The sequence below is a fragment of the Cedecea lapagei genome (assembly GCF_900635955.1).
Lineage (GTDB): Bacteria > Pseudomonadota > Gammaproteobacteria > Enterobacterales > Enterobacteriaceae > Cedecea > Cedecea lapagei.
Map to the genome: position 1 here is coordinate 195,251 of NZ_LR134201.1, position 25,226 is coordinate 220,476.

The window sequence follows — 25,226 nt, forward strand, 5'->3', positions numbered from 1 at the left end:
AGCAGTTTTTCTCAACTTAAATATTCAAAAAAATGATTATTTAGGCTGGTTTATTGATCAGGTCGCGAGGCAAGGCATGTTTATAGAGGCACTCAAGGCACAGAACCCGGCGTTGATTGACGCAGCCAGAACCCTCTGGCGGCAGGGCGCTGTGCTACCCGACACCTGGATTATCGATGTCGATCAGGTACTGGAAAATGGCCGAAAACTGCTCGCGGCCGCGCAGAAGCACGGTATCACGCTCTACTTTATGAGCAAGCAGCTAGGGCGCAACCCCTGGCTTGCCGGCAAGCTGATTGAGCTGGGCTTTAAAGGCGCTGTAGCCGTCGATTTTAAAGAGGCCAGAACGCTGCGCAATGCACATGTTCCGGTTTCGCATGTGGGCCATCTGGTGCAGGTGCCGGTGGCTCAGGTAGCTGAGAGCGTGAACGGCGAAACGGAAATCATCACGCTGTTTTCGCTGGAGAAAGCTCGGGCAGTGTCCGAGGCCGCTCTGGCCTGCGGGCGTGTTCAGCCGGTTATGTTGAAAGTGTTTGCCGAACACGACCGCCTTTACCCAGGTCAGGAGGCCGGTTTCCCGCTTCATGAACTGGATGCTATTGCCCTGGAGATCCGTTCGATGCCGGGCATCAAGCTTACTGGCCTGACGCATTTCCCCTGCCTGCTGTGGAACGAAGAGCAGCAGCAAACGCAGCCGACCCGTAACCTGATGACGCTGCTCAAAGCGCGCGACCTGCTGCATGAGCAGGGCATTCAGATCGAGCAACTCAATGCGCCTTCGGCCTCAAGCTGTAACACCCTATCTACGCTTGCCGAACACGGCGTGACCCATGCTGAACCCGGCCACGCGCTGACCGGCACCATCCCGGCTAACCAGCATGGCGATCAGCCGGAAGCCATTGCCATGCTCTATCTGACGGAGATTTCCCATCAGTTTCAGGGCAAAAGCTACTGCTTCGGCGGAGGTTACTACCGTCGCGGCCACGCGCAGCATGCGCTGGTGTATAGCGGTGATGGTCAGCCTGAGCAGGCGCGGCTGCTGCCCGTGGACAACACCAGCATTGATTACCACCTTGCGCTTGAGGGCCTCTACCCGGTAGGCAGCCCGGTGGTGATGTGCTTCCGTACGCAAATTTTTGTTACCCGCAGCGACGTGGCGCTGGTGTCCGGCATTCAAAGCGGAAGGCCGGTGCTCGAAGCGCTGTATGACAGTCTGGGTCAGCCTGTTACCGGAGGTCGGCGTGAGTAAGTTTTTGGTGCTGGTGATAGACAGCTTCGGCGTGGGGGCGATGGACGATGTACCGGAGGTCAGGCCGCAGGACATCGGGGCGAATACCTGCGGGCATATTTTGCAGCGCTTTCCTGAACTGCGTCTGCCAGCGCTTGAGAAGCTGGGGCTGATAAATGCGCTGGGTTTTGCGGCCAACGTTATGCGGCCGAATGCCGATGCCGTGTTTGGAACCGCTGCCCTGCAGCATGAAGGCGGTGACACCTTTATGGGGCACCAGGAAATTCTGGGTACAAGGCCACAAACGCCTTTACGTATGCCGTTTTCTGACGTTATCGACGAGGTTGAGCGCGAGTTAGTCAACGCTGGCTGGAAGGTCGAGCGCAAGGGCCGCGAGCTGCAATTCCTGTGGGTGAATGAGGCAGTTGCCGTCGGCGATAACCTTGAGGCCGATCTCGGGCAGGTGTTTAACATCAGCGCCAATCTTAGCGTCATCCCGTTTGAGCAGGTGCGCGCCATCGGTGAAGTGGTACGTGGCTGCGTTAAAGTCGGGCGAGTCATTGCCTTTGGCGGGCTGCTTGAGAGCAGCGAGCGGCTGCTCAACGCTGCCGAAGAAAGACAGGGCGTTTATGTCGGTATTAACGCCCCCCGTTCCGGGGTATATAAAAGTGGGTTTCAGGTGGTGCATATGGGCTACGGCGTGGATGCCAGCGTTCAGGCCCCGCAGCAGCTGCATCAGGTCGGGGTTAAAACCGTGCTGGTGGGGAAAGTAGCCGATATTGCGATTAACCCGCACGGTATCAGCTACCAAAACCTGGTGGACTCACAAACCATTCTCGACATTACCCGCGAGGAGCTGAACAAACCCGGCAGCGCGTTTATTTGCACCAACATTCAGGAAACAGATCTGGCGGGTCATGCGGAAGACGTAGCGCGCTACGCCGAGCGGCTTGAGCTGGTCGATAACAATCTGGCTTTATTGATGGCGGATATGCAGGCAGAGGATTGCCTGGTGGTGATGGCCGACCACGGCAACGATCCGACCATCGGCCACAGCAAACACACGCGAGAAAACGTCCCTTTGCTGGTGTGGCAACCCGGTATAACAGGCGCTTATCTGGGCGCACGCGCTACGCTTTCTGATGTAGGCGCAACGGTTTGTGACTTCTTTCGGGCAGCTGCGCCGCAGAACGGTACTTCGTTCCTGCCGCTGCTGAAGAGCTCTTCTGCGGGTGGGGTGAATCATGACAGGGTATAAATATATCGATCCATCGGGCTATACCTATGCCCATGAGCATCTTCATATCGATCTCTCCAGCTTCAAGGACAATATCGATTGTCGTCTGGATCAGTACGAGCTGATTTGCGGGGAGATGAAGTCACTCTATGAGCAGGGCGTCCGCAATATCATAGAAATGACCAACCGCTATATGGGGCGTAACCCTCAGTTTCTGCTGGATATCATGCGTGATACCGGGATCAACGTAATGGCCTGTACCGGCTACTACCAGCACGACTTCTTCCCGCCGCACGTGGCGACCACGCCGGTGAAAGTGCTGGCGCAGGAGATGATCGATGAAATTGAGATCGGCATCGACGGCACGGCATTAAAGGCCGGGATTATTGCGGAAATTGGCTCCAGCGTGGACGTTATCACCCCAGTGGAGAAGCGAGTTTTCCAGGCGGCGGCCATTGCACACCATGAAACCGGCAGGCCGATTTCTACCCACACTTCATTCAGCACCATGGGCCTTGAGCAACTGGCGTTACTGAAGTCCTGGTGCGTGGATCTTTCCCGCGTCACCATCGGCCACTGCGACCTGAAAGATAACCTCGATAACCTCCTGCGGATGATCGATCTGGGCGCTTACGTTCAGTTCGATACCATCGGCAAAAACAGCTATTACCCGGACGTAAAACGTATTGCGATGCTGAGCGCGCTCAAAGATCGCGGGCTGCTCGACCACGTCATGCTGTCGATGGACATTACCCGTCGCTCCCATTTAAAAGCGAACGGCGGGCCTGGTTTTGATTATTTGCTTACCACGTTTGTGCCGATGCTGCTGGAGGCCGGTTTCAGCCAGCCAGACATCGATTTGATGTTACGTGACAACCCCTCTGTCTTCTATAAGTAAGGATTTCCCATGAAAAAGATCGGTGTCGCTGGCTTACAGCGCGAACTTATCAAACAGACCATCGAAACCGCCGCGCCCGGCAGCTTTGAAGTGTTTATTTATAACGACATGGACGCCGCGCTGAAGGTGAAATCCGGCCAGCTTGATTACTACATTGGCGCCTGTAACACCGGGGCGGGTGCGGCGCTGTCGATAGCCATCGCGGTGATTGGCTATAACCGCAGCTGCACCATCGCCAAACCCGGAATCAAAGCCAAAGAGGAGCAAATCGCCCGCCTGGTCTCCGAAGGCAAAGTGGCGTTTGGGCTCTCCGTGGAGCATATCGAGCATGCCATCCCGCTGCTGGTTAACCATTTAAAATAAAGGCATCCGTATGGAATTTTACCTTCACCTTGTTGTTGTTGCCTTGCTTACCGGGATGACAGCTTTACTGGCACACCGCTCTGCGGCGGTGTTTCACGACGGTATCCGCCCGATTCTGCCGCAGCTGATAGAAGGGAACATGAACCGCCGCGAGGCGGGCAGTATCGCCTTTGGCCTGAGTATTGGCTTCGTGGCTTCAGTTGGGATCTCATTCACCCTGAAGACCGGCTTGCTGAACAGCTGGCTGCTGTTCCTGCCGACCGATATTCTTGGCGTGCTGGCGGCGAACAGCGTGCTGGCATTCGGGCTTGGCGCCGTCTGGGGCATTCTGATCCTCACCTGCCTGGTGCCGGTGAACCACCTGCTGACTGCGCTGCCGGTAGATGTTCTCGGCTCGCTTGGCGAACTGAGCTCTCCGGTGGTTTCCGCTTTTGCGCTGTTTCCGCTGGTGGCGATTTTCTACCAGTTTGGCTGGAAGAACAGCCTGTTTGCGGCGGCGGTTGTACTGCTGACGCGCGTGCTGGTGGTGCGTTTCTTCCCGCAGTTAAACCCAGAGTCTATCGAGATTTTCGTCGGTATGATTATGCTGCTGGCGATCGCGATCTTCCAGGATATGCGCTCGCGGGGCGAGAATGAAGACGATGCTCACGGGCAATCCGTGTTTGAAGAGCGAACCTCGCGGATTATTAAAAATCTGCCTTATATCGCCATCGTGGGCGGCCTTATCGCCGCCGTTGCCAGCATGAAGCTGTTTGCTGGCAGCGAGGTGTCTATCTTTACGCTGGAAAAAGCCTACAAGATTGGCCTCGATCCGACCCAGTCCCAGAGCCTGATAAATCAGGCCGCGCTGGCCGAGTTTATGCGTGGCCTTGGCTTTGTACCGATGATTGCCACTACGGCGCTGGCGACCGGCGTGTACGCCGTAGCGGGCTTCACCTTCGTGTTTGCCGTTGGCTATCTGATTGCTAACCCGCTGATCGCCTTTGTGGTCGGCGCGCTGGTAATTTCTGCCGAAGTTCTGCTGCTGCGCTCCATTGGCAAATGGCTTGGGCGTTACCCGTCGGTGCGCAACGCGTCTGACAATATCCGCAACGCGATGAATATGCTGATGGAGATGGCGCTGCTGATTGGCTCTATCTTTGCCGCCATCAAGATGGCGGGCTACACCGGGTTCACTATCGCGACAGCGCTCTATTTCCTTAACGAATCGTTGGGCCGCCCGGTGCAGAAAATGGCCGCGCCGGTGGTGGCGGTGATGGTAACCGGCATTGTGCTGAATATTCTCTTCTTCTGCGGCCTGTTTATCCCGGCCTAAGGGAGGTTGTGTGGAAAGCTGGCCGCTGCAAAGCCTGAGCCTGGCTCAGGCCCAGCAAAAGCAGTTTCAGCTGGTGGATATTATCTGCCAGCATTTTCCCGGGGCTGATTTCCTCAGCCAGGGCGATGCCGGGCTGGTGCCTGGCCTCAACCAGCCGAAGACTACCCGGCGGGTTGAGGCGGTTCTGGCCGACTTCTTCTCTGTGCAAGCCGCTGCGCTGGTGCAGGGAGCCGGAACCGGAGCGATTCGCAGCGGGCTGGCGGCTTTGCTGAACGCCGGCGATAAATTGCTGATTCATCAGGCGCCTCTGTACCCTACCACGGCGGTCATTGCCGAACAGATGGGGCTTGTGCTGGTTCGGGCGGACTTCAATAAATTAAGCGAAGTGGAAACCGCTATCGCTGCGCATCGCCCGGCGGCCGCTTTGATTCAGCATACCCGCCAGACCCTGGAGGATGCCTATTGGCTCGCAGATGTCATTGCCTGCTTTAACCGCCACGGTTTGCCATCGCTGGCCGACGATAACTATGCGGTGATGAAGGTCGATAAAATCGGCTGCGAGTGCGGGGCAACGCTGTCGACCTTCTCCTGCTTTAAGCTGTTTGGCCCTGCGGGTGTGGGGGTAGTTGTCGGCGATGAGGCGGCAGTCCGGAGCGTGCGCCAGGGGATGTACTCCGGCGGCAGCCAGGTTCAGGGCTTCCAGGCTATGGAGGTCCTGCGTGGCATGGTCTTCGCTCCGGTGATGCATGCCGTGCAGGCGAAGGTTAACGATGATCTTGTCGAGCGGCTGTCTCAAGGCGCGGTGCCTCAGGTGAAAAATGCCTTTATCGCCAACGCGCAGTCAAAGGTGCTGCTGGTGGAGTTTCACCAGCCGGTTGCCGAAAAGGTGCTTGCCGCCGCGCAGAAGCTGGGGGCGTTGCCTTATCCGGTTGGGGCAGAATCTAAGTATGAGATCCCGCCGCTCTTTTACCGGATTTCCGGGACCTTCCGGCAGGCTGAACCAGATCTTGAACAGCGGATGATCCGCATCAACCCGAATCGAAGCGGGGCGGAAACCGTGCTGCGAATCTTGCGGGAAAGCTGCGCAGAGGCAGAAAAGTAAAGGGGAGGCGAATGCCTCCCTTTGTATTTAGTGGTTTGAGAACCAGTTAAGTTTGTCGCGAAGAGCGACAACGGGCCCAACGATAATTAATGCCGGGCTGCTGACCTGCGTGGCCAATTCACCTAACTGGTTCAAGGTGCCGTCCACAACTCGCTGGTTAACCGCCGTGCCGTTTTCCACCAGCGCCACCGGCATGGTTTCCTCCATGCCGTGGGCGATCAGCTGCTGCTGAATAGCAGAGGCCTGGTTCAGACCCATATAGAACACCAGCGTCTGCTTTTCTGCGGCCAGGTTAGCCCAGTCAAGCTCGCTGCCGGTTTTCAGATGGCCGGTGACCAGACGAACGCTTTGCGCGTAATCCCGGTGCGTAAGCGGAATACCGGAGTAGGCAGAGCAGCCGGAGGCTGCGGTAATCCCCGGCACCACGGAGAAAGGAATTCCGCCGTTGCATAAGGTTTCAAGCTCTTCACCGCCGCGCCCGAAGATAAACGGATCGCCGCCTTTCAGGCGCACGACGCGTTTGCCCTTTTGCGCTTCCCGCAGCAGGATTTGGTTAATCTCTTCCTGTGGAACGCAGTGGTAGCCAGCCCGTTTGCCGACAAACACGCGATCGGCATCGCGTCTTACCAGATTCATGATGTCGTCCGACACCAGACGGTCGTAAACCACCACATCAGCCTGCTGGATCTGCTGCAGGCCTTTTAACGTCAGCAAACCTGCATCGCCGGGGCCTGCGCCGACCAGCACAACTTCTCCGCGGTGATCCAGCGGAGTGGTGAACAGCGACTCCGTCTCTTTTTCAACGGCGAGCTGGTCTTCATTGGCCAGATACTGGGCCAGACGGTCGTTGGTGAAGAACTTCTCCCAGAATCGGCGGCGTTCGCCCATGGTGGCAAAAGTTTGCTTCACGCGGCCACGCAGCGTACCCGCAAAGGCGGCAATTTTACCCAGGTGCAGCGGCAGGCTGGCTTCCAGCTTTTCGCGCAGCAGCCTGGCCAGAACGGGAGAGGTGCCGCCGGACGAGATAGCGACCATCAGCGGGGAGCGGTCAATGATTGACGGCATGATGAAGCTGGCCTGCTTCGGCGCATCGACCACGTTGCAGAAGATACGACGGGACTCGGCGGCATCGCTGACCTGCTGATTCACCTCGTCGTCGTCGGTGGCGGCAATCGCCAGCCAGCATTCGTCCAGCAGCATTTCTGAGAATGAGCCTTCCGCCAGCGTCAGCATATTTTGTTCAGCCCACACCTTAAACTGCGGGCTGAACTCGAGGGCGTTAACGGTGATGCGCGCACCTGCCTCCAGCAATAAGCGCGCTTTGCGTTCAGCGACATCGCCACCGCCTACCAGCAGGCAGGCGCGGCCACGTAACTGACAAAATATCGGCAGGTGATCCACGGTCAATCCTCAATTAATTACGGGCGGTTTCCGGTGCGCCTGCGACGGCAGGCAGCGGGCGTTCGGCTTTCGGCGTAGCATACCAATAACCCAGACCCATGAATACCACGCCAGAAAGGGTATTCCCCAGCGTGACCCACAGCAGGTTATGGCCGATACCGGTCAGCGTATAAGCTTCGCTGTGGTGACCGAACCAGGAGAGGGCAAAGAGCGTCATATTGGCAACGGAGTGCTCGTAGCCGGAGGCGATAAACGCCAGCAGGCACCACCAGATAGCGATGAACTTCGCCGCACCTTCAGTACGAATTGCCATCCAGATTGCGAGGCAAACCAGCCAGTTACATAGCGCACCTTTAAAGAACAGCACCATCGCCGGCGCGGTAGTTTTTGCCAGCGCTACGGCGTGCACAATGCTGGTATCTACCGGCAGCAGGCTGCCGCCGCCCCAGCTATAGAGCAGCGCGACAAACACGGAACCCACCAGATTACCAAGCCAGGTCTGCGGCAGGATCGCCCACATCCTGCCGTGAGAGATTGTGCCGGCTTTTACGCCAAAGGTCAGAAACATGGTGTGGCCGGTAAACAGTTCGGAACCGGCGATAATCACCAGCGTCAGGGCGATCCCGAAGGTTGCTCCCATCACCAGCGGACGAAGGGAGGGATCGAGTAAATTACCAAGGGTGAAAATCAGGATGATGCCAAGGCCAACGTAAGCGCCCGCCATGGCGGAACTGACCCAGAAGCCCAGAGGATTCGTCTGCGAGAGACGGTTTATTCGTGCGGCATTCGCCGCACACTTATTGATAGTATCGGTGAACATTTTTGTTATCCCAATGAAGTTAAAAAAGAAAAATTAAAAATAAATTACCCTCACCCCCTCCCTGAGGGAGAGGGGATCCCCGGCGAAGCCTTCGTGACTTTCTCCCTCTCCTTAAGGAAGAGGGCCGGGGTGAGGGTTGTGTTAGATATTAAGCTTTTATCTGCACCAGCCCGTCCTGCACGCGTGCTTCGTAGTGCGGTACGGAGCGGCTTTCATCTTCCATGCACAGGCCGTCTCGCAGGCGGAAGCGCTGTTTTTTCAGCGGGCTGGCAACCCACAGCTCATCCTGATGTTCTGCTATCAGCCCGCGTGAGAGCACGCTCGCTTCAAAGAAGGGATCGATATTGCTGATGGCATACACCTGCTCGTCTTTACGAGGGCGGAAGATGGCAACCTGCGCCGAGCCTACCAGGGCGCAAACGCCGGTTGCAGGCAGGATGTCGTCTAGCTGACAAACGGTTGTCCACTGGCTCATGCGTGTTCCTCCACTTCTACCAGAGTGACCGGGATACGCTCGTAAGGCGTGGCCGGACGGTGTTGATCGCGCTCGCCGACAATTTGCACATTCGGATCGCGGTGCGGGCTGTTGATAAAGTGTTTGAAGCGGACCTGCGCCTGTGGGTTATTCACGGTTTCGGTCCACTCGCAGAGCACTTTCTCGCGCAGGCGGTTTAGCTCGGACTCCAGCTGATCGTTGAGGCCAAGTTTGTCGTCAATAATCACGCTGCGCAGGTAGTCGATACCGCCTTCGAGGTTTTCCAGCCACACGGAGGTACGGGTAAGTTTATCTGCGGTGCGGATGTAGAACATCATGAAGCGGTCAAGATATTGGACGAGGGTGTCATGGTCGAGATCCGCCGCCAGCAGATCCCCGTGGCGCGGCTTCATGCCGCCGTTACCGCAGACATACAGGTTCCAGCCTTTCTCAGTGGCGATGATACCAACATCTTTACCCTGAGCTTCGGCACATTCGCGGGTACAGCCGGAGACGCCAAACTTCATTTTGTGCGGAGTGCGGATGCCTTTGTAACGGTTTTCCAGCTCGACGCCGAAGCCGACGCTGTCGCCCACGCCGTAGCGGCACCAGGTGCTGCCCACGCAGGTTTTCGCCATGCGTAACGCTTTTGCATAGGCGTGACCGGTCTCAAACCCGGCTTCAATCAGCTGACGCCAGATTTCCGGCAGGTCGTCTTTTTGCGCACCGAATAGCCCAATGCGCTGGGAGCCGGTGATTTTGGTGTACAGGTTGTATTCACGGGCGATACGACCCACTTCCATCAGCCCTTCAGGCGTAATTTCACCGCCGGCAGAACGTGGGATCACCGAATAGGTGCCATCTTTCTGGATATTGCCGAGGAAGTTATCGTTGGTGTCCTGCAGCGGGGTCAGCTCCGGCTGCAGAATATAGTCGTTCCAGCAGGAGGCCAGCAGCGAGCCAATGGTCGGCATACAGACTTCGCAGCCGTAGCCCTGGCCGTGTTTCTCCAGCAGTTCGTCGAAGGACTTGATGCCCTCCACGCGGATCAGGTGGTACAGCTCCTGGCGGGAGTAGGAGAAGTGCTCGCAGAGGTTGTTGTTCACTTCGATACCGGCTTTTGCCAGCTCGGCGTTCAGCACCTGGGTAACCAATGGGATACAGCCGCCGCAGCCGGTGCCGGCTTTGGTTTCCGCCTTCAGCGCGGCCACGGTGTGGCACCCTTTGTTGATGGCTTTGATCAGGTCGCCTTTGGTGACGTCAAAGCAGGAGCAGATTTGCGCGCTTTCAGGCAGCTTATCAACGCCGATAGAGGGTTTGCCGCTGCCTGCGTGAGCCGGCAGAATCAGCGAGTCCGGGTTTTCAGGCAGTTCGATGGCGTTCAGAACCAGCTGCAGCAGGTTGCCGTAGTCGCTGGTGTCGCCAACCAGCACCGCGCCCAGCAGGGTTTTATTGTCCTCGCTGACCACCAGACGCTTGTAAACCTCTTTGCTTTCATCGAGGTAAACGTAGCTGCGGGCTTTCGGGGTGCGGGCATGCGCATCGCCAATACCGCCTACGTCAACGCCGAGCAGCTTCAGCTTGGCGCTCATATCAGCGCCTTCAAAGATGTTTTCCGTGCCGAGCAGGTGGTCTGCGGTGACCTGCGCCATTTTATAGCCCGGTGCGACGAGGCCGAAGACGCGATTATGCCAGCTGGCGCATTCACCGATGGCGTAGATATCCGGGTCGGAAGTCTGGCAGCTGTCGTTGATAACGATGCCGCCGCGCTGGGCAATTTCAAGCCCACACTGAGTGGCCAGTTTGTCCTGAGGACGAATGCCGGTAGAGAAGACGATGAAGTCAACTTCCAGCTCGCTGCCGTCGGCAAAGCGCATGGTTTTGCGCGCTTCGCTGCCCTGCTGGACGATCTCCTGGGTATTTTTACCGGTATGCACGCGAACGCCCATGCGCTCGATTTTGCTGCGCAGCTGCTCGCCGCCCATGCGGTCTAGCTGCTCGGCCATCAGCATTGGGGCAAATTCAATGACGTGAGTTTCCACGCCCAGGTTTTTCAGCGCGCCGGCGGCTTCCAGCCCCAGCAGGCCCCCGCCGACGACGGCGCCGCGCTTGCTGCGGCGGGCGCAGGACTCAATGGCGTTAAGATCTTCGATGGTGCGATAAACGAAGCAGTCCTGGGTTTCCGAGCCTTTGATGGGCGGGATCCATGGGTAGGAGCCCGTCGCCATCACCAGCTTGTCGTAATACACGGTGCGGCCGGTATTGGAGTGGATCACTTTTTCCTGACGGTTGATGGTGATTGCGCGCTCGCCCACCAGCACTTTTACGCCATGTTTTTCGTAGTAGCCGTCGCGGACGAGAGAGAGTTCTTCAGCAGTATGATGGGAGAAATAAGAAGAGAGGTGCACACGGTCGTAGGCTTTACGCGGCTCTTCACAAAATACGGTGATATCGAACTGGTCCGGCTGGGCTTTATCAAGTAAGTCTTCGATAAAGCGATGGCCAACCATGCCGTTACCGATAACTGCGATTCTGACTTTGCTCATAATTGCCTCAATTTCTTTTCTATTACCGCCTACCTTAACGATTCAGCTACGGTGATTATTGATGCAAATCAAATGCGCCTTTATATACCTCTTAATGGGTATATGTTTGATTTTGATGGAGTTTTGTAATTTATGGAATTGGTTGGTTTTTCGCCGCTGAGGCGAGGAGGCGAGATTTAGTTCAATAGCGGATTGGCGCGGAGCCGGGCAACGATAAAGTCAACGAACGTCCGTACTTTGGCGGAGACGTGGCGGCCTTCGGTATGGACAACGTGAATGGGCAGGGGCGCTAATTCGTACTCGCTAAGTACAATCTGCAGCGTGCCTTCACGCAGGGCCGGAGCAATCTGGTAATCCAGAACTCGGGTCAGGCCCCAGCCTGCCTTTGCCGTTGCAATCGAGGACTCGTTGTTATTGCACTGGAGGGTGGCGTTGATCATCACTCGCTGGTCGCCAGCAAAGCGCCACTCCGGCGAAGCCCAGGCACTGGCCGAAGAGGCAATACGATGATTTTTAAGGTCAGCAGGCGTTTGGGGAATACCATGTTTCTCAAGATAGTCTGGCGACGCACAAACAACACGACGGACGGTGCCGACTTTGGTTGCCGTCAGCCCTGAGTCGGGCAGGTGCCCGATGCGGACGGCAACGTCGATGCCTTCTTCAATGATGTTTACCTGGCGGTCAACGAACAGCGATCTGGCGCGCATGGTTGGCCACGCATCAAGATAATCCGTGATAACCGGCAGGACGAACTTCTGACCAAACAACACGGAAGCCGTAATCGTCAGGACCCCTGACGGCGTGGCATAGGAGCCCGCCGCTGCGGCTTCGGCTTCCTCTATGCTGGCGAGGATTGTGCGGCAGTCGTTGAGGTACCGCAGGCCCGGCTCGGTCAGCTTTACGGTGCGTGTGGTGCGAATGAACAGGCGTGTACCGATGGCGTCTTCCAGCGCAGCCACCGCACGAGTTGCCACCGGCGCGCTGATATGAAGCAGGCGTGCGGCAGCGGCAAAACTCTCGGTTTCTGCGACTTTGACGAAGATTTTCATCGCATGCCAACGATCCATTAATGATCTCATCACCAGTCTAAAAGGAACTTCAGTATCGGTTATTCGCCGAGGCTGGCGCAATGGGGGGCGTTACAGCTCAAGCTGAATGCGGTTTTCTTCGCCCGCGGGCAACTGGGCCGGGACTGCGCAGCAAATCAGGACTTCATCTTGCCCTCTGCTTGCCGATGGCGTTTTAAGGTAGGTCACCGAGCCTTTAAGCAGCTTAGTCCGGCAGCTTCCGCAGTGGCCTTCCCGGCAGCTAAACTCCGGGCTTAATCCGCGAGCTTCGGCCAGCTCTAAAAGTGAACCTGAATCCGGCATCCATCGAGCCTCTTTCAGCGAATGCATAAAAGCGACCGGCACGGGGCTGGTGGATGGAGGAGGGGCGTCGGGTTTTAGGGCTGCGTGCTCTGTCGAGCGTACCAGCGATGAAGGACCAAAGGCTTCTGCATGGATTCTGTTATCGCTGACGTTGTATTTCCGCAGCCCTTCATAAAGAGACTGAGTGAACGCAGCTGGACCACAAAGATAAAAATCGTAGTCGTTAAACGGCAGACGGCTCGTCAGCAACGGCATATCGATACGGCCATGAACATCATACTCCACTGCGTGCTGAGCGCCGTCAGGCTGACTCAGCACTCGTATCACCTGCACGGCCCCTTTCGCCGCCGTAACCAGCTCATTAAGTTCACCGGTAAAAGAGAGATCTTCAGCCTGCCTTGCAGACTGGAATAAGAACGTTTGTCGAATACGCTGTTTGCGCAGCCCTTCATAGACGATGTGCCGAAGCATAGCGATCATCGGGGTAATGCCAACGCCCCCTGCCAGCAGCACAGCAGGGCGTTGCTCGTGGGCGTTAAGGGTAAAATTACCCGCCGGAGCAAGGACGTCAATAATATCGCCAACGGAAACGTCGTTATGCAGGTGGCGAGACACGCTGCCATCCCGCTTAACGCTGATGCGGTAAAAACCATCCGATGGGGCTGAGGAAATCGTGTAGGTGCGAATAACCGGCCTTTCTGCGTTGAGAATTTTCACGCAAACAGGCAGATGCTGCCCGGCGAGGTGGGGGAGCATGCCTGCGCCATCGCCGGGTTGAAGATAAAAAGAGCGGATCGAGCGGCTCTCATCGGCAATCTTTACCACCTGAAAAGGTCGCCAGCGCGTTGCCAACTCTGCCGCTTTTATCCTGCTCGCCGCCTCCTGCCAGCTGCCTGTCATCAGCGAATGGGGAGACGCGCCTTTATCCTCAAATCTCCAGCGCAGCGCCAGCGCGTTGCGGCGGCGTACAATACGGCGCGCTTTAAACGTCCAAAGCCGCTCGGCACCCTGGAACGCGGCGATTTCCGCTGAATCCAGAATTACTGCCGCTTCGCCGGACATTTGCAGCATATCGCCGCTGTTAAAATCCACGAACAGCAGGCCCGCCTGGCCGTTGAGCAGGAGGTTACCGAGCGTGGCGAAAAAGAGGTTGCCGTTGAAGTCTGGAATGGTCAGCGTGCCGTCGTCGCTCATTCGGATAAAGCCCGGTTTGCCGCCGCGGTGCGAAACATCGGCCTGCCGCTTACCGTCCCTTTCGGTCCAGGAGGCGACAAAAAAAGCGTCCGCCGTCTGGATAAGGCTGCGGGCCTCCTCATCTGCTTCTGAAAGTGTTTCAACTGACCCGCTGGTATGGCCGCCCGGTTCGTGCGCGAAAGTGAACTCTCGCAGCTGAATATAGCGCGGGCAGTTACCAAAGCTCTGCTCGACTTCAACCTCGAAGCCGTCGCTCGTCTGCAGCAAAGTACCATTCATTCGGTTACGTCGGCGGGTATGGAGCTCTATACCCAACAGGCCTATGCAGGCGCGGTGACTCATCCCTTCGGTGGCCGGATCTCCGTCAGCTAGTCGTGCTGCTATCGTCAGAGTTGTTGGCGTAGGGGAGGTGATAAAGCCGGGCTCGCCTTCCAGAAGGGTTGCCCATGCTTCGCCGCTCGGGGAGACGCTGCCTGCGACGATAAAAGGCAAATGAGCGTAGAAGTCGCGATGCTGCTCGGGCATGTAATCGCGTATCACCCGCTGGCCGACTTCCGCCATGCGCTCGGTGACGCCAACCTTATCCTGAAGGAAGATTTCACCTTCATGCCAGCTGGGCTGTTTTGTCATCTTCTCGCTCATTTTTTCCCCCTTCAGCGTGGGATTAAGCTACGGCGTTAAGGCCTGCGGCGGTTTTAACGAAGGGGACAAATCCCGGCAGCGCTTCGATACGGCGCAGGAAAGCGTTCACAGCTGGATAGCCGGAGAGGTCTACATTGCCCTCAGGCGCGCTGGAGGTATAGCTGTAAATAGCCACGTCGGCGATGGTCGGGTGGTCGCCTACCAGCCATTCGCGGTTGGTAAGATGCTGCTCAATACGCCCCAGAACGACGTGAGCGCGGGCAATCACCTCTTCAGGATTGAACTTTGCGCCAAAAACCGTCACCAGACGCGCGGCGGCCGGGCCGAAAGCAAGATCGCCTGCTGCGACGGAAAGCCAGCGCTGGACGGCTGCTGCGCCCTGCGGATCGTCCGGCAGCCAGCTGCTTTGGCCGCTCTTTTTGGCCAGGTAGACAAGAATGGCGTTGGAGTCTGGGATCAGCGTACCGTCATCGTCCAGCAGAGGTACCTGCCCAAACGGGTTAAGCGCCAGGTATTCCGGCTGTTTGTTGGCACCGGCTTTCAGATCCAGCTCAACAATTTCATGGGGGAGGCCGAGCAGGGAAATGAATAAGCGTGCGCGGTGGGCATGGCCTGACAGAGGAAAGCTATAGAGTTTCATGCTTAGAGTCCTGATTGGCTGATCGGGAGGAGTCCCGAACGATGCAAACAGGTTGCCACAGGCGATCTTTGGCAGGAATAAGCCTTATCGGCAATTCATTATTGTGGAAAACGTAATAATAGCGGGAGAGATTGAGAAGGCCCCCTCCGTTTGGAGAGGGCGGATTGCAGGGCAATCAGTGCGCGGTAGCTTCTGCGCCGTGGCGACGGTGTTTGGTCACGAAACCCAGCACCAGGCACATGACGAATACCACAGCATACAGGCCATTCGCGGTGTGCAGGGCAGCCAGAGGGCCGCTGTGGGCGACGATTGGACCAGTGACGATGAAGGTCAGCATGGTGCCTACGGTGCCGCAGGTCAGCACAAAGTTAACCAGCTTCGGCGAAGAGATTTTGGTCTGCTGAGAACCCAGGGTGATGATGGTGGTGTAAATCGCGCTGGAGAAGAAGCCAAGCGCCAGAATAAACCAGGCCAGATGAGCCGGATCGCCGTGGTTGAACAGGTACATCAGCACGGTAGCAGCCCCTGCCAGTACGGTCAGAATACGCTGCAGATCGAAGAAGCGCAGGATGAAGCTGAACGCCCACATGCCGAACATGTAAGACATCCAGAAGTCACTGACCAGTTTACCGGCATCATTAATGCTCATGCCGAGACCTTTAGCGTACTCCGGTACCCAGGAGATAAAGCCAAGCTGGCCGAGGATGTAGCACAGCGCCGCGATGGACAGGAACAGCACGCCGATACCCCATTTTTCCTTGGTAGCCGGCTGGTCTTCTTTCTTCGCGTGTTTGCCCAGCGCCGGGAACTCGCAGCCCAGGGTCAGCAGGAAGATAGCCACGTAGACCAGGCCGATACAGACGTAGACCCAGTACCAGTTGATGCTGCGAGCCAGCAGGATAGCGGCGACCATCGGGAAGATCATCCCGGCCATGCTGAAGAAGGAGTCGGTAAACAGCAGACGAGAGCCGCGCTGACGCCCTTCATACATATGGGTAATCAGGAAGGTACCGATCGACATGGTTATCCCGCTGACCAGCCCCAGCACGAACATGGAGGCGGAGAAGATAGCCAGGTTATGACCGAAGATCAGGCCGGCAACGGCCAGCACCATCAGCAGGAAGCCAAAGCGCAGCTGGGTTTTCAGCGGGACGATTTCCATCAGCCAGGCGTTCAGGAAGATAGAGATCAAAATACCGGCGTTAAGGAAAGTAAACGTGTTACTCATGCTGGACACCGGCAGATTGAAGTATTCTGCGATGTTTCCCATCACCATTCCGGTGACGATCACCAGCGCACCCGGTGAGGGCGTAGGAGAAGAAGCTAATCCATAAAAGCTTGGTTCGGTTGCTGTTAGTCATAACGAGCCTGTGCAAGGAAGTGTAAAGCGCATTGACAGCGCGGCGGACGGGCAGATTTTAGTCATTTGCGTGATCTATTTAAATGAATTATGAATTTATTACATAAATAAACTGAGCGATTCATGAGGTTCGTCACACATTTCAACTTGTTTCAGCACGTTAGCGTTGTAACTTATTGATTTGCGTAAAAGTAAAAAACCGTAAATGGCTGGCGTCTCTTGCAGCGCCTCTTTACAATCAAGCCACTTGCTTCACTCACAGCCTTCGTAAGGAATTGTTCATGCTCAAATCGACACTGGCGGCCGTTGCAGCTGTATTCGCCCTCTCTGCGCTTTCTCCTGCGGCGCTGGCTGCTAAAGGCGACCCGCACGTCCTGTTGACCACCTCGGCTGGCAATATTGAGCTTGAGTTAAATAGCCAAAAAGCGCCGGTTTCGGTGAAAAACTTTGTGGATTACGTCAACAGCGGTTTTTATAACAACACCACCTTCCACCGCGTGATCCCGGGCTTTATGATTCAGGGTGGCGGCTTCACCGAAGATATGAATCAGAAGCAGCCTAACCCGCCTATCAAAAATGAAGCTGACAACGGCCTGCGTAACACCCGCGGGACTATCTCCATGGCTCGTACCGCAGATAAAGACAGCGCAACCAGCCAGTTCTTTATCAACGTTGCCGATAACGCTTTCCTTGACTATGGCCAGCGCGACTTCGGGTACGCGGTATTTGGTAAAGTGGTAAAAGGTCTGGACGTTGCCGATAAGATTTCCCAGGCACCAAGCCATGACGTGGGGCCTTACCAGAATGTGCCTTCAAAACCTATCGTGATCCTTTCCGCAAAAGTTCTGCCTTAAGATTTTCTGCGCGGGCCTTTCCGCCCGCGCGACTCCTCTCCTTCAGCAGAGAATTTCACTAAAGGGGTGAGCCCGGCAGGGGAAAGCGACTAGAATAGCGCCTTCTTTTTTGCCCGGGAGCCGCCATGCTACTGCTTATCGACAACTATGATTCCTTCACCTGGAACCTCTACCAGTATTTTTGTGAGCTGGGTGAAGACGTGCTGGTTAAGCGTAACGACGACATCGGGCTGGACGATATTGAGCGCCTGGCGCCGGAAAAGCTGGTTATCTCTCCCGGTCCCTGTACGCCAACCGAGGCTGGTATCTCTCTGGCAGCCATCAAACACTTCGCCGGCCAGCTCCCTATTCTGGGCGTTTGCCTCGGGCATCAGGCTATTGCGCAGGCTTTTGGCGCAACCATTGTGCGGGCAGAGCAGGTGATGCACGGCAAAACTTCCGCGATCAACCACAGCGGCAGCGGCGTATTTCGTGGGCTGAATAACCCGCTGACCGTAACCCGCTACCACTCGCTGCTCGTCGATCCTAAAACCCTGCCGGACAGTTTTGAAGTGACGGCCTGGACAGACAAGCAGGAAATCATGGGGATCCGTCACCGCTCGCTGGCGCTGGAGGGCGTGCAGTTCCACCCCGAAAGTATTCTCAGCGAGCAGGGGCATGCGCTGCTGGCAAATTTCCTTAATCGGTGAATTGTTGCTTGCCTGATTTTGGTTTTTTATGCATATTTCGTGATTATATTTTCATTCATATTTGACGCATAATAACGGGCGAGAATAAATGGCAACTGAACAATCAGCGGTTACGCGGGCGACCTTCGATGAAGTGATTCTGCCGATTTATGCACCAGCAGAATTTATTCCTGTGAAAGGGAAGGGCAGCCGCGTGTGGGATACCGCCGGCAAGGAGTACGTGGATTTCGCCGGCGGCATCGCCGTGACCGCGCTGGGGCACTGCCATCCTGCGCTGGTGGAGGCGCTGAAAACCCAGGGTGAAACCCTGTGGCATACCAGCAACGTCTTTACCAATGAGCCTGCCCTGAAGCTTGCCCGTAAGCTGATTGACGCCACCTTCGCCGAGCGCGTGGTCTTTATGAACTCCGGTACGGAAGCGAACGAAACGGCCTTTAAGCTGGCCCGCTACTATGCCTCAACCCGCCACAGCCCGTACAAAAGCAAAATCATCGCCTTTTATAACGCGTTTCATGGCCGTTCGTTGTTCACCGTCTCCGTAGGCGGACAGGCCAAATACTCCGACGGTTTTGGCCCGAAACCGGCCGACATTATCCACGTGCCGTACAACGACCTTGCGGCGGTGAAAGCGGTGATGGATGACCATACCTGCGCGGTAGTGGTGGAGCCCATTCAGGGCGAAGGCGGCGTTACCGCTGCGACGCCGGAGTTCCTGCAGGGGCTGCGCGAGCTCTGCGATGAGCATCAGGCGCTGCTGGTGTTTGACGAAGTGCAGTCGGGAATGGGGCGCACCGGCGAACTGTTCGCTTATATCAACTACGGCGTCATCCCGGATATTCTGACCAGCGCCAAAGCCCTCGGCGGCGGCTTCCCGGTGAGCGCGATGCTGACCACCAATGAGATTGCCTCCGCGTTTCATGTAGGCAGCCACGGCTCAACCTACGGCGGCAACCCGCTGGCGTGCGCGGTAGCCGGTGCGGCTTTCGATATCATCAATACACCAGAAGTGCTGAAAGGCGTGGCCGCGAAGCGCCAGCTGTTTGTTGAGCAACTGCAGAAGATCAACGAGCAGTTCGATCTGTTTAGCGACATCCGTGGCATGGGCCTGCTGATTGGTGCAGAGCTTAATGAGAAGTACAAAGGGCGCGCGCGCGAGTTTCTCTATGCCGGAGCGGCTGAAGGCGTGATGGTGCTGAACGCCGGCCCTGACGTGATGCGTTTTGCCCCGTCGCTTATCGTTGAGGACGCGGATATTCAGGAAGGAATGCAGCGCTTTGCGAAAGCCGTTGCCCGGGTAGTGGCTGGCTAATTTTAATCTGCGCGCCGCAGACGACGGCTCAGCCAGATCCCATGATGAGGCCGCTGGCGCCAGGCTACCGAGGAGATGGTATGCATGGTGTTAAGGTGGCCAATAATCCGCTGTAAATGCTGTTCCATGGTGCTTAGCGGCCCCGTGGGCAGCGTGTCCACATCCAGAATATTGGCGTCGTTCGACCCGCCAGGTCCGTCATACTCCAGCCTCTGCTGGCAGCGCTGGAGCCCGATTTCACAGGATTGCAGATACTTTTGCGCCAGGTCCGGCGTCAGCATGTTGTGCTCGCGCGCCAGGGTGGTCATGGCGTTGATGTGCTCGACAATAAACTGGCTGTGGGTGACCCAGAGCTTCATGTCTGCGAGATAGTGGGAGTTAAAGCCGGGCTCCTGCATCGCCTGGTTGAGCGAGTTAAACAGGGCGTTGTGCGCCTGGTTGACCCGCATCCGTTGCCAGGCCAGCGGCGTGGGCTCCGGATCGTCGCTCAGGATCAGGCGAATAGCCTCCTGGTCGGCCTCCAGCGCGTCGTGGGCGTTCTGGCGCAGCAGGCCGGTTTGCCACTGCGGCCAGAGCCAGATCATGCCGCCAAAGGCAATCATGCAGCCGAGCAGCGTGTCGATAAGCCGCGGGATGATGTAGTTCTCAGCGCTGAGCGTAATAAGCTGCAGGGTATATACCGCCGTGACGGTAAAGCCGATGGTGGCCCAGCCGTAGCTTTTGCGGATAAACAGATAGCTCACCAGGGTAATCATTAACATCGCCAGTAGGGTGTAACCGTCCGGAACATGGAAGTGCAGGGTGATACCGGCGATACACAGGCCCGCCATGGTGCCTGCCGCCCTGTGGACAATTCGTACGCGCGTCGCGCCATAGCCGTTTTGCGTCACAAACATCACCGTCATCAGGATCCAGTAAGGTTTAGGCAGATGCAGGAAGGAGCCAAGCAGGCTGGCAATCGTCAGCATTACGCCTAAACGCGCGGAGCTGCGCAGCGCCGATGATTTGAACGAGAGGTAGTTTTTCAGCGCCGGGAAGAACGGCAGGCGGCGCTCCCTGTCCTCCATCAAATCTCTCACATACAGCGGCCGCTGGGTTTTCAGCACTCGCGCAATCCGGCTGAAGTGGTAGTGGCAGAACTGCCCGACCGGGTTGTCCGGGTGCTGGCGGGCAATCTTTTCCAGGGCGTCGATTTGCTTATCCATGGTAAAGCGCGTGGGATAGCGGTGATAGAGAATATCGTCTGCCAGCACCCGCAGACGTTTGGCGATGGTTTGGGCATTCCAGCGGATCACGGCCTCGGCATGACTTTGCTCGACCAGCTTCTGAACCTCTTCCGGCTGATGCAGGCTCACCGAGATGTGTTCCTGCAAATCCAGAGCGACCTGGAAAGCGCGCAGCAGGCGCTTGTAGCCGTTTTGCTGGTTTGCCGACAGCATGTGCAGCTGCTGGTAGCAGGTGGTGATCAGGTCGACGGCTTTCTGCTGACGAATCAGCAGCGGCGGCAGCGCTTTTTCGGGATCGGTGTGCTGGGTCAGCAGGCTGTATTTCGCTTCACAGTACTCCGCAAGCTGGCGGTACAGCAGGCTTAGCGACTCCCTGAGCGGCTGCTCGCGCCATAACCGGAACCAGAACCAGTTGAACGCGCCGTACCAGATAGTGCCGAAGATATAGAGCACCATCGGCTTCCAGACAGGCATATTGCCGGCCATGCTGAGCGTAAAAATGGCGGCAATCAGCGAGGCGGGCAGCAGGCGAGCATGCAGCGAGCTTATCTCCGCCGTGACGCCGAGCAGCAGGGCCATCGCGATCAGTATCGCGGGCAGCGGAACGTGGGTATAAAGCAGCAGGAGCTGCATGATAAGGCTGCTGACGGCGAACAGGCCGCCGCCAATGATCAGACGTTTGAAGAAGCGTTTATGCGGCGTGTCGAGCCCGGCAATGTTGCAGCAGGCGGGGACTAACGAGAAGAGCAGGCCGTTTTGCAGGCTGCCGAGCACCAGGCCAATAGCCACGGGAAGGCACAGCACCAGCGTCTGCCGAAGCGCGTAGTTAACTTCCGGGTGATAAATTAATCTCTGCCACATAGCCTGAATTGTAGAGACAAAAAAGGCGTGTTACCGAAGCGACACGCCTTTATAGGGCTAATTAACGAGTACCGTAAACGACAATCGTTTTACCGTGTGCGGAAATGAGATTCTGGTCTTCCAGCATTTTCAGAATACGGCCAACGGTTTCGCGGGAGCAGCCCACGATCTGACCGATTTCCTGGCGGGTGATTTTAATCTGCATCCCGTCCGGGTGGGTCATGGCGTCCGGCTGTTTCGCCAGATTCAGCAGCGTCTGGGCGATGCGGCCGGTCACGTCGAGGAAGGCAAGGTTGCCGACTTTCTCGGAGGTGACCTGCAGACGACGTGCCATCTGGGAAGAGAGGCGCATCAGGATGTCCGGGTTGACCTGAATCAGCTGACGGAATTTTTTATAGGAAATTTCAGCTACTTCACAGGCTGTTTTGGCACGAACCCAGGCGCTACGCTCCTGGCCTTCTTCGAATAAACCTAATTCACCAATGAAATCACCCTGATTGAGATAAGAAAGGATCATCTCCTTGCCTTCTTCATCTTTAATCAGAACAGCTACGGAGCCCTTGACGATGTAGTACAGCGTCTCCGCCTTTTCACCCTGGTGAATCAGCGTGCTCTTCGACGGATACTTATGAATGTGGCAATGAGACAAGAACCATTCGAGAGTCGGGTCTGTTTGCGGTTTGCCAAGCACCATGCGCGGTTATCCTCTGTTGTAAACTGGCTACCAAAGACAAGACTCGGAACCTCTTGTCTGGCGTTGCAATCGTGAAATTTTCCCAAACCATGGGAACTGGCGGGCAGGTCAGTCCTGCGGCCTGTAATTAGTCGTTTCCTCTGCTTACGGCATAAACGTCTCTGTATCGCAGCAGCATCCGAATTGTTTTAGCATAGCTTTTGGTAAGTGTCTTGTATTGTCTCGTTTCAGCATGACCTGGATCGCCTTACGTTGCCAGTTTCGACGTAGGCGCGTAATCTGAAAGACAATTTTGTTACTGGAGTCGGTAAAATGCAGGCACGTGTTAAATGGGTTGAAGGGATGACTTTCCTCGGTGAGTCCGCTTCTGGCCACCAGATCCTGATGGACGGTAATTCTGGCGATAAAGCGCCAAGCCCAATGGAAATGCTGCTGATGGCGGCGGGCGGCTGTAGCTCAATTGACGTGGTGTCGATTTTACAAAAAGGCCGCCACGAGGTGACGGATTGTGAGGTGAAGCTAACTTCGGAACGCCGTGAAGAAGCGCCGCGTCTTTTTACACGCATTCACCTGCATTTCGTTGTGACCGGTAAAGAGCTGAAAGAGAGCGCGGTGGCTCGCGCCGTTGAGCTCACGGCAGAGAAATACTGCTCGGTGACGCTGATGCTTGAGAAAGCCGCAGAGATAAGCCACAGCTACGAAATTATTGAAGCGTAAAACTAGAAGGGCGGTACCCACGCCGCCCTGACGCCATCAGGCAATTTTTCTTCCTTCCGCCAGTCGCTGCACCAGCGGCCCCATAATCAACTCCATCGCCAGCCCCATTTTTCCACCAGGCACCACCAGCGTGTTGATGTGGGAGATAAACGATCCTTGCAGCATCGCCAGCAGATAGGGGAAGTCGATGTCGTCCAGCCCCCGGAAGTGGATAACCACGAAGCTTTCATCCAGCGACGGAATGGCACGGGCGGCGAAGGGGTTAGAGGTGTCCACCGTCGGGACGCGCTGGAAGTTAATATGGGTGCGTGAGAACTGCGGCGTAATAAAGTTGATGTAATCGTCCATCGAACGCACGACGGAGTCCATCACCGCTTCCCGCGAATGGCCGCGTTCGCTGGTGTCGCGAACCAGTTTCTGAATCCACTCCAGGTTAACAATTGGCACCACGCCGACCAGTAAATCCACGCAGTCGGCAACATTGTGCTGAGGCGTGACCACGCCGCCGTGCAGGCCCTCATAAAACAGGACGTCGGTTGGCTCCGGCAGCGGCTGCCACGGCGTAAAGGTGCCCGGCACCTGGTTCCAGGGCACGGCTTCATCGTAGGTATGCAGATATTTGCGTGATTGCCCCTTACCGGTCTGGCCGTATTCGATAAAGGTTTGCTCCAGCAGACCGAAGTCATTGGCTTCCGGCCCAAAGTAGCTGATGTGGCGGCCTGCATCGCGCGCTTTGCGGATGGCCATGTCCATTTCCGGGCGGGTATAGCGGTGGAAGCTGTCGCCTTCAACTTCGGCAGCTCGCAGGTTGAGCTGCTGGAAAATCTTGCGGAAGGCGAGGCTGGTGGTGGTGGTTCCGGCACCGCTGGAACCTGTTACCGCAATAACCGGGTGTTTGGCTGACATAGGGTGAAAACTCCATGAGGGATCGGAAAAGAGGTCGGCATCCGCTGGTTATACTTTTCAGCCAGTATAGATCACCCCGCCGGTTAGCGGTCAGCCGCGAAACTGCCCGCGCGGCATAATGTTCACCGTTTCATGGAGTTCAGACCAAACCAGCACGGCTTCGCCGCTTTGCAGCTGGCGCTTCACGTCGGCCACTTTTTGCGTCAGCGAGCGCTCCTGCTCACCATAATCGGTGCCTTCGCGTAATACAAAAGATTCAATCAAATTGTCGAGGGTTTCAGGGTCGAGATCTTGCCAGGGAACGATCATTTCAGTGGTCCAGATAACGGGTTAGCCAGTCAGGGATGCGCTGTTCCAGCCACATTTGCGGGCGCAGCAGGGTGCCGCCAACAAAGCCGACATGGCCGCCATAAGTGGTGAGCTGGTAGTGGATATTGGGCGGCAACGTTTCGCGATCCGGGATGACATGGTGGTCCATAAACGGGTCGTCTTTGGCGTGGATAATCAGCGTTGGCGAGGCAATATCCGGCAGAAGCGGCATGGCGCTGCACTGGCGGTAGTAGTCCAGCGCGTCGGCAAAGCCATGAATCTTCGAGGTAATTAAATCATCAAACTCGCGAATACGGCGCAGGCTTTTAAGCTTACGCAGGTCAATAGGCAGCGAGCCCGGGTAGCTCTTTAACTTGCGGGCGGCATTTTTCTTCAGCAGGTTCAGCAGGTAGTGCTGATAGACGCGCGAGAAGCCCTGTTCCATGTGGTAGCAGCACTGTTCAAGCATCAGCGGCGCGGAGACAATCACGCCCGCTTTCAGCGAGCAGGCCGCGCCCTGTTTAGCCATCAGGCAGGCGAGCATGTTACCGCCCAGCGAGAAACCAACCGCAGCGGTCGGGACTTCGCCGTAGCGCTGATTGAGCCAGTCGAGGAAGTAAGTGCCGTCTTCGGTTTCGCCGGAGTGGTAAATACGCTCTTTACGGTTTGGTACGCCGCTGCAGCCGCGAAAGTGCATCACCACGCCTAACCAGCCGCGCTTTTTGGCCGCCTCAATCATGCCGTGGGCATAGGGACTGTGAAGGCTACCTTCCAGCCCGTGAAACACCACCAGACGTGGTTTGTGCATGGCGGTTTGCGGATCTTCGCTCCACGCGAGATCGACAAAATCCCCGTCCGGCATATCAAGGCGCTGCCAGTGGGGTTTGAAATTGATTCGGCGGCGAATCAAACGTGGGATCATGGTTTGCAGATGCGGGTTACTGAGTCCGCGCATCGGGCGGAAATCGTCACCTTCATCATGATGAATATTCAGTTCTAAAGGACTTGTACTGGCCATATCACACTGTTAGTTTCGTTGAGTTCGCTAATTATTCTTCGGGTGTGGAGCA

22 protein-coding genes and 1 pseudogene are annotated in these 25,226 nt (G+C 56.5%); 10 read left to right on the forward strand and 13 right to left on the reverse strand.

Annotation, left to right across the window (positions count from 1 at the left end):
- Positions 1–76: 76 nt before the first annotated feature.
- The 6 genes from EL098_RS00915 to EL098_RS00940 are packed head-to-tail and all read left to right on the forward strand — an operon-like array spanning position 77 to position 6,143.
- Positions 77–1,249, forward strand: coding sequence for a YhfX family PLP-dependent enzyme (locus tag EL098_RS00915; protein WP_126354279.1), 1,173 nt, complete (start codon positions 77–79; stop codon positions 1,247–1,249).
- Positions 1,242–2,486, forward strand: a complete 1,245-nt coding sequence (locus EL098_RS00920; protein ID WP_126354280.1) for a phosphopentomutase — start codon at positions 1,242–1,244, stop codon at positions 2,484–2,486. Before EL098_RS00915 ends, EL098_RS00920 begins: the two co-directional genes overlap by 8 nt.
- Positions 2,473–3,363, forward strand: a complete 891-nt coding sequence (locus EL098_RS00925; RefSeq protein WP_126354281.1) for a phosphotriesterase-related protein — start codon at positions 2,473–2,475, stop codon at positions 3,361–3,363. The genes EL098_RS00920 and EL098_RS00925 overlap by 14 nt, the downstream gene beginning before the upstream one ends.
- 9 nt (positions 3,364–3,372) lie before the next feature.
- Positions 3,373–3,726 carry a DUF2620 domain-containing protein gene (locus EL098_RS00930; RefSeq protein ID WP_038478118.1) on the forward strand — a complete coding sequence of 118 codons (354 nt, stop codon included), beginning with the start codon at positions 3,373–3,375 and terminating at the stop codon, positions 3,724–3,726.
- A gap of 10 nt (positions 3,727–3,736) precedes the next feature.
- The gene (locus EL098_RS00935; protein WP_126354282.1) at positions 3,737–5,041 is read left to right on the forward strand and encodes a YhfT family protein; all 1,305 of its coding nucleotides are present in this window, start codon (positions 3,737–3,739) and stop codon (positions 5,039–5,041) included.
- Between the two features lie 10 nt (positions 5,042–5,051).
- Positions 5,052–6,143 carry a PLP-dependent transferase gene (locus EL098_RS00940; RefSeq protein WP_126354283.1) on the forward strand — a complete coding sequence of 364 codons (1,092 nt, stop codon included), beginning with the start codon at positions 5,052–5,054 and terminating at the stop codon, positions 6,141–6,143.
- Between the two features lie 27 nt (positions 6,144–6,170).
- On the opposite strand, the gene cysG is transcribed toward EL098_RS00940, so the two are convergent.
- From cysG to tsgA, 8 genes and pseudogenes are all read right to left on the reverse strand, one after another.
- A complete protein-coding gene (gene cysG, locus EL098_RS00945) occupies positions 6,171–7,544 on the reverse strand; it encodes a siroheme synthase CysG (RefSeq protein ID WP_126354284.1) in 1,374 nt (457 codons plus the stop codon).
- A gap of 13 nt (positions 7,545–7,557) precedes the next feature.
- Positions 7,558–8,364, reverse strand: a complete 807-nt coding sequence (nirC, locus tag EL098_RS00950; protein WP_126354285.1) for a nitrite transporter NirC — start codon at positions 8,362–8,364, stop codon at positions 7,558–7,560.
- A gap of 148 nt (positions 8,365–8,512) precedes the next feature.
- On the reverse strand, positions 8,513–8,839 hold the full coding sequence (nirD, locus tag EL098_RS00955) for a nitrite reductase small subunit NirD (protein WP_126354286.1): 327 nt from the start codon (positions 8,837–8,839) through the stop codon (positions 8,513–8,515).
- Entirely contained in the window at positions 8,836–11,385 is a 2,550-nt protein-coding gene (nirB, locus tag EL098_RS00960; protein WP_126354287.1) for a nitrite reductase large subunit NirB, read from the reverse strand. Before nirB ends, nirD begins: the two co-directional genes overlap by 4 nt.
- Before the next feature lie 176 nt (positions 11,386–11,561).
- A complete protein-coding gene (locus EL098_RS00965) occupies positions 11,562–12,452 on the reverse strand; it encodes a LysR family transcriptional regulator (protein ID WP_126354288.1) in 891 nt (296 codons plus the stop codon).
- A 72-nt stretch (positions 12,453–12,524) separates the two neighbouring features.
- The gene (locus tag EL098_RS00970) at positions 12,525–14,579 is read right to left on the reverse strand and encodes a pyridoxamine 5'-phosphate oxidase family protein (protein ID WP_232012290.1); all 2,055 of its coding nucleotides are present in this window, start codon (positions 14,577–14,579) and stop codon (positions 12,525–12,527) included.
- 34 nt (positions 14,580–14,613) lie between these two features.
- Complete coding sequence (locus tag EL098_RS00975) at positions 14,614–15,231, reverse strand: glutathione S-transferase family protein (protein WP_126354290.1); 618 nt, start codon at positions 15,229–15,231, stop codon at positions 14,614–14,616.
- Positions 15,232–15,406: 175 nt separating this feature from the next.
- A pseudogene (tsgA, locus tag EL098_RS00980) lies at positions 15,407–16,592 on the reverse strand (MFS transporter TsgA).
- Positions 16,593–16,872: 280 nt separating this feature from the next.
- Here tsgA and ppiA point away from each other — a divergent pair.
- From ppiA to argD, 3 genes are all read left to right on the forward strand, one after another.
- Complete coding sequence (gene ppiA, locus EL098_RS00985) at positions 16,873–17,445, forward strand: peptidylprolyl isomerase A (protein WP_126354291.1); 573 nt, start codon at positions 16,873–16,875, stop codon at positions 17,443–17,445.
- A gap of 125 nt (positions 17,446–17,570) precedes the next feature.
- Complete coding sequence (pabA, locus tag EL098_RS00990) at positions 17,571–18,134, forward strand: aminodeoxychorismate synthase component 2 (RefSeq protein WP_126354292.1); 564 nt, start codon at positions 17,571–17,573, stop codon at positions 18,132–18,134.
- Positions 18,135–18,222: 88 nt separating this feature from the next.
- Complete coding sequence (gene argD / locus EL098_RS00995) at positions 18,223–19,443, forward strand: bifunctional acetylornithine/succinyldiaminopimelate transaminase (protein WP_126354293.1); 1,221 nt, start codon at positions 18,223–18,225, stop codon at positions 19,441–19,443.
- Positions 19,444–19,445: 2 nt separating this feature from the next.
- Here argD and EL098_RS01000 read toward each other — a convergent pair whose 3' ends face one another.
- Both EL098_RS01000 and crp read right to left on the reverse strand, forming a co-directional pair.
- Positions 19,446–21,530, reverse strand: coding sequence for a YccS/YhfK family putative transporter (locus EL098_RS01000; RefSeq protein ID WP_126354294.1), 2,085 nt, complete (start codon positions 21,528–21,530; stop codon positions 19,446–19,448).
- Positions 21,531–21,591: 61 nt separating this feature from the next.
- Positions 21,592–22,224 carry a cAMP-activated global transcriptional regulator CRP gene (gene crp / locus EL098_RS01005; protein ID WP_000242758.1) on the reverse strand — a complete coding sequence of 211 codons (633 nt, stop codon included), beginning with the start codon at positions 22,222–22,224 and terminating at the stop codon, positions 21,592–21,594.
- Positions 22,225–22,536: 312 nt separating this feature from the next.
- On the opposite strand from crp, the gene EL098_RS01010 reads away from it, so the two are divergent.
- Positions 22,537–22,941: an OsmC family protein gene (locus tag EL098_RS01010; protein WP_126354295.1), complete on the forward strand. Its 405-nt coding sequence runs from the start codon at positions 22,537–22,539 to the stop codon at positions 22,939–22,941.
- Positions 22,942–22,977: 36 nt separating this feature from the next.
- On the opposite strand, the gene EL098_RS01015 is transcribed toward EL098_RS01010, so the two are convergent.
- The 3 genes from EL098_RS01015 to EL098_RS01025 form a co-directional block, all read right to left on the reverse strand.
- The gene (locus EL098_RS01015) at positions 22,978–23,847 is read right to left on the reverse strand and encodes a phosphoribulokinase (protein ID WP_126354296.1); all 870 of its coding nucleotides are present in this window, start codon (positions 23,845–23,847) and stop codon (positions 22,978–22,980) included.
- A 90-nt stretch (positions 23,848–23,937) separates the two neighbouring features.
- Positions 23,938–24,156 carry a YheU family protein gene (locus tag EL098_RS01020; RefSeq protein WP_126354297.1) on the reverse strand — a complete coding sequence of 73 codons (219 nt, stop codon included), beginning with the start codon at positions 24,154–24,156 and terminating at the stop codon, positions 23,938–23,940.
- Between the two features lies 1 nt (position 24,157).
- Positions 24,158–25,174, reverse strand: a complete 1,017-nt coding sequence (locus EL098_RS01025; RefSeq protein ID WP_126354298.1) for a hydrolase — start codon at positions 25,172–25,174, stop codon at positions 24,158–24,160.
- Positions 25,175–25,226 lie beyond the last annotated feature (52 nt).